The sequence below is a fragment of the Marinobacter lutaoensis genome (assembly GCF_001981305.1).
Taxonomy (GTDB): Bacteria; Pseudomonadota; Gammaproteobacteria; order Pseudomonadales; family Oleiphilaceae; genus Marinobacter; species Marinobacter lutaoensis.
The window spans coordinates 115,441-127,153 of sequence record NZ_MSCW01000001.1; the positions used below are offsets into that span (position 1 = coordinate 115,441).

12 protein-coding genes are annotated in these 11,713 nt (G+C 63.0%); 11 read left to right on the top strand and 1 reads right to left on the bottom strand.

Annotation, left to right across the window (positions count from 1 at the left end; genetic code table 11):
* Positions 1 to 24: 24 nt before the first annotated feature.
* Genes BTO32_RS00520 through BTO32_RS00555 form a run of 8 tightly spaced genes read left to right on the top strand, consistent with a single transcriptional unit; the run spans position 25 to position 6,440 of the window.
* Positions 25 to 678, top strand: coding sequence for an MlaC/ttg2D family ABC transporter substrate-binding protein (locus BTO32_RS00520; RefSeq protein WP_076722963.1), 654 nt, complete (start codon positions 25 to 27; stop codon positions 676 to 678).
* Positions 675 to 983 carry an STAS domain-containing protein gene (locus tag BTO32_RS00525; RefSeq protein ID WP_076722493.1) on the top strand — a complete coding sequence of 103 codons (309 nt, stop codon included), beginning with the start codon at positions 675 to 677 and terminating at the stop codon, positions 981 to 983. The genes BTO32_RS00520 and BTO32_RS00525 overlap by 4 nt, the downstream gene beginning before the upstream one ends.
* A gap of 48 nt (positions 984 to 1,031) precedes the next feature.
* On the top strand, positions 1,032 to 1,274 hold the full coding sequence (locus BTO32_RS00530; protein WP_076722494.1) for a BolA family protein: 243 nt from the start codon (positions 1,032 to 1,034) through the stop codon (positions 1,272 to 1,274).
* A gap of 27 nt (positions 1,275 to 1,301) precedes the next feature.
* Positions 1,302 to 2,564, top strand: coding sequence for a UDP-N-acetylglucosamine 1-carboxyvinyltransferase (gene murA, locus BTO32_RS00535; RefSeq protein ID WP_076722495.1), 1,263 nt, complete (start codon positions 1,302 to 1,304; stop codon positions 2,562 to 2,564).
* A gap of 29 nt (positions 2,565 to 2,593) precedes the next feature.
* Entirely contained in the window at positions 2,594 to 3,241 is a 648-nt protein-coding gene (hisG, locus tag BTO32_RS00540) for an ATP phosphoribosyltransferase (RefSeq protein WP_076722496.1), read from the top strand.
* A 45-nt stretch (positions 3,242 to 3,286) separates the two neighbouring features.
* A complete protein-coding gene (gene hisD / locus BTO32_RS00545) occupies positions 3,287 to 4,612 on the top strand; it encodes a histidinol dehydrogenase (RefSeq protein ID WP_076722497.1) in 1,326 nt (441 codons plus the stop codon).
* Positions 4,613 to 4,614: 2 nt separating this feature from the next.
* A complete protein-coding gene (gene hisC / locus BTO32_RS00550) occupies positions 4,615 to 5,667 on the top strand; it encodes a histidinol-phosphate transaminase (RefSeq protein WP_076722498.1) in 1,053 nt (350 codons plus the stop codon).
* 29 nt (positions 5,668 to 5,696) lie between these two features.
* The gene (locus tag BTO32_RS00555; RefSeq protein WP_076722499.1) at positions 5,697 to 6,440 is read left to right on the top strand and encodes a Nif3-like dinuclear metal center hexameric protein; all 744 of its coding nucleotides are present in this window, start codon (positions 5,697 to 5,699) and stop codon (positions 6,438 to 6,440) included.
* 19 nt (positions 6,441 to 6,459) lie between these two features.
* Here the strand turns inward: BTO32_RS00555 and BTO32_RS00560 are convergent, their stop codons facing one another.
* Complete coding sequence (locus BTO32_RS00560; RefSeq protein ID WP_076722500.1) at positions 6,460 to 6,903, bottom strand: Z-ring associated ZapG family protein; 444 nt, start codon at positions 6,901 to 6,903, stop codon at positions 6,460 to 6,462.
* Positions 6,904 to 7,099: 196 nt separating this feature from the next.
* Between BTO32_RS00560 and zapE the strand changes: the two genes are divergently transcribed.
* From zapE to BTO32_RS00575, 3 genes are all read left to right on the top strand, one after another.
* Positions 7,100 to 8,233: a cell division protein ZapE gene (zapE, locus tag BTO32_RS00565; RefSeq protein ID WP_076722501.1), complete on the top strand. Its 1,134-nt coding sequence runs from the start codon at positions 7,100 to 7,102 to the stop codon at positions 8,231 to 8,233.
* A gap of 221 nt (positions 8,234 to 8,454) precedes the next feature.
* The gene (locus BTO32_RS00570) at positions 8,455 to 10,269 is read left to right on the top strand and encodes a DUF1302 domain-containing protein (RefSeq protein ID WP_076722502.1); all 1,815 of its coding nucleotides are present in this window, start codon (positions 8,455 to 8,457) and stop codon (positions 10,267 to 10,269) included.
* Positions 10,270 to 10,301: 32 nt separating this feature from the next.
* On the top strand, positions 10,302 to 11,663 hold the full coding sequence (locus tag BTO32_RS00575) for a DUF1329 domain-containing protein (RefSeq protein ID WP_076722503.1): 1,362 nt from the start codon (positions 10,302 to 10,304) through the stop codon (positions 11,661 to 11,663).
* The last annotated feature ends 50 nt before the right edge of the window (positions 11,664 to 11,713 follow it).

Consider the following 11,713-nt stretch of genomic DNA (forward strand, 5'->3'; position numbering starts at 1 on the left):
CAGGACGAAACCCTGGAGGAAACAATGGCAACCTTGAGTCGGCAATTGATGGTGTTCTGGGTCCTGCTGGCCGTTGCCGTGGCGCGCGCGCAGGCGGGCCCGGCCGAGGACCTGAAGGCCTACGTAGACGACAATACCCAGCGCCTGGTGGCGAAGCTCAACGCCGAGCGCGGGCTGTACGGAAAGGATCCGGAAGCCTTCTACCGCAGCATGGACGAAGCCCTGAGCGATTTCGTGGATTTCCGTCGCATCGCGGCCCGGGTGATGGGGCGCTATGCCCGTCAGGCATCGCCGCAACAGCGCGATGCCTTCGTGGAGAAGTTCAAGCGCAGCCTGTTCGACAGCTATGCCCAGGCGCTGGTGAACACCGAGAACTTCCAGATCGAGGTTAGGGAGGTCACGCTGCTGCCTCAGCACCCGGACCGCGCCTCGGTGCAGCTTGAGGTGATCAGTGCCTCCGGCAATCGCTATCCGGTCACCTATTCCATGTATCGCAACGATCAGGGGCACTGGCTGATGGAAAACGTGATCGTCGAGGGGGTGAACATCGGTCTGGCCTTCCGGGACCGTTTCGCCCAGGAAATGGAAGCGAACCGGGGGCAGGTGCAGGCGGTCATCGACGGCTGGACGGACACCGTGAAATCCCTGGATCTGGATGAGGAAGCCAACAAGTCATGACCGGTGCCGAGGCGAGCGTGCAGTTGCGGGACGGCGCCCTGGTGGTCACCGGCCAGGTGGACGCCGATTCCGTTCTGGCGTTGCGGGCCCGGGGCGAGCAGCTGATCCGCCAGGCCGAAGCCGACCTGGTGGTGGATCTGTCCGGCCTGGAAACGGCGCACAGTGTGGTGTTGTCGATGCTGCTGTGCTGGCGCCGGTTGGCGGCGGAGTCGGGGCGACAGCTCCGGTTCCGTGGCGTCAGTGAGCGGTTGGCATCGCTGGCTGCACTGAGCAATCTCGGCGGCCAGCTGACCCGGGCCGACTAATTGGTTACAATCCCGCCCCTGGTTTTTCAAAATTTCCGAGGATGATGTATGGATGCCGCTGCAGTCACCGAACGGGTCAAAGAAGCCCTGCCTGGTTGCGAGGTGCAGGTTCAGGTTGATGGCAATCACTACCTGGTCGTGGTGGTGGGCGACGTGTTTGAGGGGCTGCCGACCATCAAACGGCAGCAGATGATCAACAAGGCGCTGTTCCAGTATGTGATGGACGGCACCATCCATGCCCTCCATCCGCGTGCCTTCACTCCGTCCGAATGGGCCGAGCGCCAAGCCTGAACGCCCGTACGACACAGGAACTCTATTGTGGACAAACTTCTGATTCGGGGGGGGCGCCCCCTTGATGGCGAAATCCGTATCTCCGGCGCCAAGAACGCCGCCCTGCCTATACTCGCGGCGACCCTGTTGGCCGATGAGCCGGTAACCGTGGGCAACCTCCCGCACCTGCACGACATCACCACCATGATCGAGCTGCTCGGTCGCATGGGGGTTGAGGTCATCATCGACGAGAAAATGAGCGTGGAGATCCACGCCAACACCATCAAGCAGTTTCACGCGCCCTACGAGCTGGTCAAGACCATGCGCGCGTCGATTCTGGTGCTTGGGCCGCTGGTGGCCCATTTTGGCGAGGCGGAGGTGTCCCTGCCCGGTGGTTGTGCCATCGGCAGTCGTCCGGTCAACCTGCACATCCACGGCCTGGAAATGATGGGCGCCGACATCAAGGTCGAAAACGGCTACATCAAGGCGAAGACCAACGGCCGTCTCAAGGGGGCCCACATTTTCCTGGACACGGTGACCGTGACCGGCACCGAGAACCTGATGATGGCCGCAGTGCTGGCCGAGGGCAAGACCATTCTGGAAAATGCCGCCCGCGAGCCGGAGGTCGTGGATCTGGCGGAATGCCTGATTGCCATGGGTGCGGACATCAAGGGGCACGGCACCGCCACCATTGAAATCAACGGGGTCGAGCGCCTGCGCGGCTGCCGCTACGACGTGCTGCCCGACCGTATCGAAACCGGCACCTACCTGGTGGCCGCGGCTGCGACGGGAGGGCGGGTCAAGCTCAAGGATACCCGGGACGACCTGCTGGAAGCGGTCCTGCTGAAACTGGAGGAGGCCGGTGCGGAGATCCAGACCGGTCCGGACTGGATCGAGCTGGACATGAAGGGGCGCCGACCCAGAGCGGTGAACATCCGCACCGCGCCATACCCTGCCTTCCCGACCGACATGCAGGCCCAGTTCGCCGCCATGAACGCGGTGGCGGAAGGGGCGGGCACCATTGTCGAAACGGTATTCGAAAACCGCTTTATGCACCTGCAGGAGCTGATTCGCATGGGCGCGGACATCTCCCTGGAAGGCAACGCCGCGATCATCCGTGGGGTGGGCCAGCTGACCGGTGCGCCGGTCATGGCCACCGACCTGAGGGCCTCGGCGAGCTTGGTGATTGCCGGGCTGGTGGCTGACGGCGACACCATCGTCGACCGGATCTATCACATCGATCGCGGTTACGAATGCATTGAGGAAAAACTGCAGCTGCTGGGTGCCAGCATCCGGCGACTGCCGGCGTGAGGCACAGCAGCGGAAAACCGGAAGGACGCATGACAGACTCCATCACCATCGCGTTGTCGAAAGGACGCATCCTGGACGAAACCTTGCCGCTGCTGGCCGAGGCCGGGATCGAGCTGCTTGACGACGTCAAGAAATCCCGGAAGCTGGTGTTCCCCACCACGGATCCGGATGTCCGCGTCCTGGTCATCCGGGCGACCGACGTGCCGACTTACGTCCAGTACGGCGGTGCCGATCTGGGCGTGACCGGCAAGGACGTGCTGATGGAACACGGTGGCGAGGGGCTGTATGAGCCCCTGGATCTGCACATCGCCCGGTGCCGGTTGATGACTGCCGGCCCCAAGGGGCAGCACCCGCCCGGTGGCCGCATCCGGGTGGCCACCAAATTCGTCAACCTGGCCCGCCGCTATTACGCCGAACAGGGGCGCCAGGCGGACATCATCAAGCTCTACGGGGCGATGGAGCTGGCGCCGATCCTCGGCCTGGCCGACGAAATCGTCGATATCGTGGACACCGGCAACACGCTCCGGGCCAACGGCCTGGAACCCCGGGACCTGATCGAACACATCAGCAGCCGGCTGGTGGTCAATCGCGCCTCGATGAAGATGAAACACGGCCGGATCAACCCTATCATTGAGAAAATGGCCGCCGCGGTCCGGAAACGGCAGGCGGAGGCGTAATCCGGCGCGACCCTGGCCGGGGCACCTAGACATGGGAACACTGACATGACCGACGTACGCATCAAACGACTGAATGCCGCCCAGGAGGATTTCGACCAGGCGCTGGCCCAGCTGCTGGCCTGGGATGACAGCGTGGATCATCAGGTCAACGATGCGGTTCGTCAGATCCTCCATGCCGTGCGTACCCGGGGGGATGCCGCCGTTCTCGAACTGACCGAGACCTTCGACCGGGTCACGGCCACCACCGTGGCGGACCTCGAAATGAGCCAGGAGCGGCTGCGGCAGGCTCTGGAGAGCATTCCCCGCCAACAGCGCGAGGCGCTGGAACAGGCGGCGGCGCGTATCCGCGACTACCATGAGCGGCAGCGGCAGGCCTCCTGGCGCTACCAGGATGAGGACGGTACCGTCCTGGGGCAGAAAGTCACCCCCCTGGACCGTGCCGGACTCTATGTGCCGGGCGGCAAGGCGGCCTATCCCTCCTCGGTGCTCATGAACGCCATTCCCGCCAAGGTGGCGGGCGTTGGGGAAGTGATCATGGTGGTCCCGACTCCGGACGGCCTGGTCAATGACATGGTGCTGGCGGCTGCGGCCATCGCCGGCGTGGACCGGGTGTTCACCATCGGCGGCGCGCAGGCGGTCGGGGCTCTGGCTTATGGCACTGAAACCATTCCGGCGGTCGACAAGATCGTCGGCCCCGGCAACATCTACGTGGCCACCGCCAAGCGGGAAGTGTTCGGCACCGTCGGCATCGACATGATTGCCGGCCCCTCGGAAATCCTGGTGATCTGCGACGGCCACACCGATCCGGACTGGATCGCCATGGATCTGTTCTCCCAGGCCGAGCACGACGAGCAGGCCCAGAGCATTCTGATCAGCCCCGACGCGGTGTTTCTGGACGCGGTGGAAGCCAGTATCCGCGCGTTGCTGCCGACCATGGAACGGGCCGACATCATTCGTGCCTCGCTGAATGACCGGGCCGCGCTGATCCAGGTGGCCGATCTCAAACAGGCCGCCGCCGTTGCCAACCGGATCGCCCCGGAGCACCTGGAACTGTCGGTGGAGGATCCGGAGGCCCTGTTGGCGGACATTCGCCACGCCGGCGCCATTTTCATGGGGCGCTACACCGCCGAGGCACTGGGCGACTACTGTGCAGGCCCCAATCACGTACTGCCGACCAGCGGCACGGCCCGGTTCTCCTCGCCGCTGGGGGTCTATGACTTCCAGAAACGCTCGTCCATCATCGGATTTTCCGCGGACGGTGCCAGTCGCATGGGGCGCGTGGCCTCGGTACTGGCCCGGGGCGAAGGGCTGACGGCTCACGCCCGTTCGGCGGAATATCGCATCAACGACGGATCCACCTCGCAGGCGTAAACATGAGTCAATACTGGAGCCCGCTGGTCCACGACCTGGAACCCTATGTGCCGGGCGAGCAGCCGAAGATGGCGGACCTGGTCAAACTGAACACCAACGAAAACCCGTTCGGCCCATCGCCGAAGGTGCTGGAGGCCATCCGGTCGGAGCTCAATGACAGCCTGCGCCTGTACCCGGACCCGGAGGGCGAATCGCTGCGCCGAACCATCGCCGACTACCACGGGGTGTCGCCCGAGCAGGTTTTTCTGGGCAATGGCTCGGATGAGGTTCTGGCGCACATCTTCCAGGCCTTGTTCCAGCATGGCGAGCCGGTGCTGTTTCCGGATATTTCCTACAGTTTCTACCCGGTGTACTGCGGCCTGTACCGGATTGAGGCCCGCCCGGTGCCGGTCACCGAATCCTTCGAAATCGATCCGGAGGACTACCGGCAAGCCAATGGCGGCATCATCTTCCCGAATCCCAACGCCCCGACCGGCCGTTTCTTGGCACTGGACAAGGTGGAGGCGATCCTGCGGGCCAACCCGGATCGGGTGGTGGTGGTGGATGAGGCCTATGTGGACTTTGGGGGCGACAGCGCCATCCCACTGGTCGATCGCTACCCGAACCTGCTGGTCTGCCAGACCTTGTCCAAGGCCCGTTCGCTGGCCGGTCTGCGGGTGGGCTTCGCCATTGCCCAGGCCGAGCTGATCGAGGCGCTGAACCGGGTCAAGAACAGCTTCAACAGTTACCCCCTGGACCGGCTGGCGCTGGCCGGGGCCAAGGCTGCGTTCGAGGACGAGGCTTGGTTCCGCCGCTGCCGTGAGGCCGTGATTCACGAACGCGAGCGGGTGACCTCTGCGCTGGAAGGTCTCGGGTTCGAGGTGCTGCCGTCCAAGGCCAACTTCGTGTTCGCCCGCCATCCTGGCCGCTCCGGCTCTGAGCTTGCGAGGGGATTGCGGGGGCAGGGGATCATCGTGCGCCATTTCGACAAGCCCCGCATCCGGGACTTCCTGCGGATCACCATCGGTACCACCGAACAGAACGACGCCCTGATCCGGGGGTTGCAGACTCTGTAAGCGGTCGTTTCGACAACGGAGGGAACGTCATGGTACATCGCGCCGAACTCTTGGCACGGCTGGACGACTGGCTCCAGCCCCGGAACTTTCAGGATTACTGCCCGAACGGGCTTCAGGTGGAAGGCCGGGAAACCGTTGGCACGCTGGTAACGGGGGTCACAGCCTCCCTGGCCTTGATTGAGGCGGCGATTGCAGCGAACGCGGACATGATTCTGGTGCACCACGGCTACTTCTGGAAGGGCGAGGACCCCTGTGTGCGGGGAATGAAGAAAGCGCGCCTGAAGCGGCTGCTGGAACATGACCTCAACCTGGTGGCCTACCATCTGCCCCTGGACGATCATCCCGACTATGGCAACAATCGCCAGTTGGCCGAGGTGCTGGGACTGAGGAATGCCCGTCCGCTCGATGGCTTGGTCTGGCAGGGCGAGCTGCCGGAGCCCATGACTCCCGGGGCACTGGCTGATCACCTGGCATCCCGGCTGCACCGGCAGCCGCTGCATGTGGGGGAAGGGCCTGCCGAGATCCGGCATGTCGGGTGGTGCACCGGCGCCGCCCAGGGCTTCATCGACAGGGCCCTGGCCGCGGGACTGGATGCTTACATCAGTGGCGAAATTTCCGAGCCCACCACCCACACCGCCCGAGAAGCGGGCATTCATTATTATGCCGCCGGCCATCACGCCACCGAGCGTTATGGCGTGCAGGCGCTGGGGGAAGCGTTGGCTCGGGAATTCGGGTTAACGCACCTTTTTATCGACTGCGATAACCCGGTCTAACGAACAACGGCCCTGGAGGTCAGGCTTTGCTGGTGTTGCGGTCTTTGTCCAGCCCGAAATCCTCCGCCAGGGTGCCCTTGGCTTCCGGATCGGGTTTCGGCGCGTAGTCCCGTGGCGGCTCCGCCGGAGCGCCATCCCGCACGTCCTCCAGGCGTTTGCTGGAGGTCTCATGCTCCAGCTCCTCCAGCCAGTCCTCGTCGTTGCACAGACGGTTGGCGCCCCGGGCCATGTGCTGGTTTACGTCTCGGTAGGCGTCGTTGAATCGACGCAGCAGGTGGGCGGCCTCCATAAAGTGTTCGTTCACCTGGGCTTGGTAACGGGTGTACTCGCTGCGCAGTTCTTCGATTTGCTGCTCGGCCCGCCGCTGACGAAGCGTCTGTCCCTGGCCGGAGCGGCCCACCAATATCCCGATCACGATGCCAATCACCAGCGCCGCCAGCGCTGCCAGAATCAGGTTCGTCATATGCAATGTCGTCCTTTGTAACCAGAAATGAGCAAAGCCCGTCTCCCGAGTATAACGTGCCGGGGCGGTGGCCGCCCATGTTCCACGCCTGCGCCAATCGTCGTATTGCCCCGGGGCGGGCCCGAATGGCGAAAAAATGCGAAATGAGCGAAAATACCGCGCCCAAGTTTCACGTCCAATTTCCGGGAATAGTCTGATGACCGCAGCGATGTCCACTGTAACCCGCGAGCACCTTACCCCCTGGCAGCGTTATCAAAAGGACCTTGAACGCCCGGATTTCCACAAAGACCCGGCCCAGGAAGATGCCGTCCGGCGGCTGCAGGCCCTGTACGACAAGCTGGTGGCGGCTGAAAACGAGCGCAGCAGCGCCCTGGCCCGGCTGCGCCGGAAACTGCGCAAGGGGCGCGAGGAACCGATCAAGGGCCTGTACTTCTGGGGCGGCGTCGGCCGGGGCAAGACCTACCTGATGGACACCTTTTACGAGTCCCTGCCGTTCCAGCGCAAGATGCGGGTGCATTTCCACCGGTTCATGCAACGGGTTCACAACGAACTGAAGGCGCTCAAGGGTGAGAAGAACCCGCTTGACCTGGTGTCCCGGAAGTTCGCGGACGAGGCCCGGGTCATCTGTTTCGATGAATTCTTCGTGTCCGACATCGGCGACGCCATGATCCTGGCAACCCTGATGGACGGCCTGTTCAGCCGGGGCGTGACCCTGGTGTGTACCTCCAACATCGTACCCGACGGCCTGTACAAGGATGGCCTGCAGCGTCAGCGCTTTCTGCCCGCCATCGAGCTGGTGAAGCGGTACACGGACGTGGTGAACGTGGACGGCGGCGTCGACTACCGGCTGCGCACCCTGGAGCAGGCGGAGCTGTATCACTACCCCCTGGATGAGCAGGCCGACGTCAGTCTGCGCAAGAGTTTCGAGAGCCTGGCCGTGGAAGCGGCCAAGCACAGCCGGACGCTGGAAATCAACGGCCGGAAGATTCCGGCCCGGGCGCACGCGGACGACGTGGTCTGGTTCGACTTCAAGGACGTGTGCGATGGCCCGCGCAGCCAGAACGATTACATCGAAATGGCACGCCAGTTCCATGCCATCATCATCAGCAACGTCCCTGTACTTGGTGGCGACAAGGACGACCAAGCCCGGCGCTTCATCAACATGATCGACGAGTTTTACGACCGCAACGTGAAGGTCATCATCTCCGCCGAGGCGCCGATCACGGAACTGTACTCCGGGGGGCGGCTGAGCTTCGAGTTCGAACGGACCGAATCCCGGCTGCTGGAGATGCAGTCCCGGGAGTATCTGGAAGCGCCCCACAAGCCGTGAAATCTGGTTGCTACTCCAATTGTTGTCTATAGTGGATCACAGTGTGTGGAGCGGGCCCCGGTCGAGGGGGTGACTGAAAAATCATACTTTTGACTGATCAAAGCCCCCAACCCCGTTAGCTATAGTGCGATCATCACGAGCACTGTGCATGAAGCCTCCAATACATCGTGAACACCAATAATCAGAGCAGCGACTCAGAACAACAATGGAGTAGCCTTCCAATGACAAGAAAAACTCAACAATGGCAGCGTTGGACCAAACTACCGCTCGCCGTGGCCATTGCTGCGGGGGCATCCGGGCAGGCCTCCGCCCTGTCATTCTACATGGGCGACGTTGAGGCCCAGTTCAACACCACGCTGTCCGCGGGCGTTGGTTGGCGGGTTTCTGATCGCGACAAGCGGTTGATTGCCCAGGGCAACCTGGGGCCGGACTATGCCTATACGGATACCGGCGCCTCCACCAACAACTACGACGACGGCAACCTCAACTTCGACAAGGGCGACACCTACTCCAAGATTGTCAAGGGCAACAGCGAGCTGTTCCTGAACTACGACGTGGACAGCGACACCCTGACCCGGGTGGGGGGCCTGTTGCGGGGGCGTTACTGGTATGACTTCGAACTGAAGGATGAAGACCGCGAGCACGTGCCCCTGAACGACGAGGCGTCCGACAATGCCTCCGGCGGTGAGATCCTCGATGCCTACGTGTTTTCCGACTGGTACTTCGGCGACGTGCCGGTCAGCCTGCGTTATGGCAAGCAGGTCGTTAGCTGGGGCGAGAGCACGTTCATCCAGGGCGGCATCAACACCATCAACCCGGTGGACGTGCCGGCGTTTCGGGCGCCCGGTTCCGAGTTGAAGGATGCCCTGCTGCCGGTGGAAATGTTCTACGGCTCCGCCGGCATCACCGAAAACCTGACCGTCGAGACCTTTGTCCAGACCGACTGGGAGCCGGTACGCCCCGATGACTGCGGCACCTTCTTCTCGACCAACGATTTCGCCGCCGATGGTTGTGGCCCGGTGCTGCTGGCCGGCCAGTTGCCGGACTCCGAGGCTTACGCCCAGGGCTTTATCGCGCCCCGTCTTGGCGACCGCGAGGCCGATTCCAAGGATCAGTTCGGGGTGGCGCTGCGCTGGTATGTGCCGGAACTGAACGACTCCGAACTGGGCTTCTACTACATCAAATACAACAGCCGGCTGCCGTATGTCAGCGGCCGGGTGAATGACCCTGATAATGGGGTCACCTTCCCGTCCTACTTCATCGAATACCCCGAGAACATCGACCTGTACGGCATCAGCATCAACACCACCACGCCGGGCGGGTGGTCGCTGGGGGCGGAGTACAGCTTCCGGGAGAACCTGCCGCTGCAGTGGAACGCCTTCGAGCTGATCTACGGCGGTCTGCAACTCCAGAACCCGGTAACCGGTGACAACGCCAGTTTGCTGCAGGACCAGCGTGAAGCCGAGGCCGGTGGCGCCGATCTCTCCGGCCAGGATGTCAGCGGTTGGGACCGCTTCAAGGTCTCCCAGGCGCAGTTCACCCTGATCAAGTTCTTCGACCAGGTGATGGGCGCCAGCCGCCTGTCATTCATCACTGAATTCGGCGCGACCTACGTGCACGACCTGCCGGACAAGGACGAGGCGCTGTATGGCCGCTCCGGGACGTTCGGTATCGGCACCCGGCCAGGCGGCGGTTGTGAGGAACTGAACCTCAACGACAGCTACTGTACCCTGGACGGCTACACCACCGCATTCTCCTGGGGCTACCGGGCCCGCCTGGTGTGGGACTACCCGAATGCCATTGCCGGTGTGAACCTGTCTCCACAGCTGGCCTGGAGCCACGACGTGAAGGGCTACAGCCCGCAGCCTGGCGGTGCCTTCAACGAGGGTAGTAAGGCGATCGGTCTGTCCCTGCAGGCGGTCTACCAGAACAAGATCACCGGAAACATCGGCTACACGAACTTCTTCGGCGGCGAACCGTATAACGAGTTGACGGACCGCGACTTCGTGACTGCCAGCGTTTCCTACTCATTCTGACCCGGACCGAATTCTCCAACGAGGTAAGCTACATGAAACTGAACAAGAAACTACTGGCCACGGGCGTACTGGCGGCAAGCATGCTGGCGGGTCAGGCCTGGGGTGCGGTTTCTGCGGCGGAGGCGGCCAAGCTGGGCGACTCCCTGACCCCCATGGGCGCCGAAAAGGCCGGCAACGGTGGCGACATCCCCGCCTGGACCGGTGGTCTGACCACGCCCCCGGCCGGTTACAAAGGGGACGGCATCTACGTGAACCCGTTTCCCAATGAAAAACCGAAATTCGTGATCGACCGCAGCAACGTCGACCAGTACGCCGACAAGCTGTCTCCGGGCCAGGTGGCCATGATCAAGAAATACGACGACTACTTCATGCCGGTCTATGAGACTCACCGGACCGCGACCTATCCGGACGAGGTGATGAAGCAGACCGTCGCCAACGCCACCAAGGTCGAGCTGATCAAGGACGGCAACGGCCTGGGTAATTACGAGAGCGCCACGCCGTTCCCGATTCCCAAGAACGGGTTGGAAGTGATCTGGAACCACATCACCCGCTATCGGGGTGGGGCGGTTCAGAGGAACGTCGGCCAAGTGACTCCCACCGCCGACGGGGCCTACTCCGTGGTCAAGTTTCAGGACGAAATCACCTGGCGGACCTACCTGAAGGATTACGATCCGGCCGAGGACCCGAACGTACTGTTCTACTTCAAACAGGCCATCACCGCGCCGGCGCGGCTGGCTGGTAACGTCCTGCTGGTACATGAAACCATCGACCAGGTGGCCGAGCCCCGCCGGGCGTGGGTGTACAACGCCGGGCAGCGCCGCGTGCGCCGGGCCCCCCAGGTGGCCTACGATGGCCCGGGCACCGCGGCGGACGGCCTGCGCACCTCCGACAACTTCGACATGTTCAACGGTGCTCCGGACCGCTACAACTGGGAGCTGCTGGGCAAAAAGGAAATGTACATTCCGTACAACTCCTACAAACTGGTGGATCGCAGCCTGACGTACGATCAGATCGTCAAGGCCGGCCACATCAACCAGGACCTGACCCGCTACGAGCTGCACCGGGTCTGGCACGTGCGCGCAACCCTGAAGGAAGGGGAGCGCCACATTTACGCCCAGCGTGATTTCTTCATCGATGAGGATACCTGGCAGGCGGCGGTGATTGACCACTACGACGGTCGCGGCGAACTCTGGCGGGTCGCCGAGGCCCATGCCATGCAGTTCTACGACCAGGACGTACCCTGGTATGCGCTGGAAGTGCTCTACGACCTGCTGTCCGGCCGCTACCTGGCACTGGGGCTGACCAACGAAGAGAACAACCCGTACACCTTTGGCGTGGAACGCTCCTCTCGGGACTACACCCCGGCCGCGTTGCGCCGGGCAGGCACCCGCTAACGGGCCTCCGGGAAACCAAAGCGGGTCGCGAGCGACCCGCTGGACTGCGA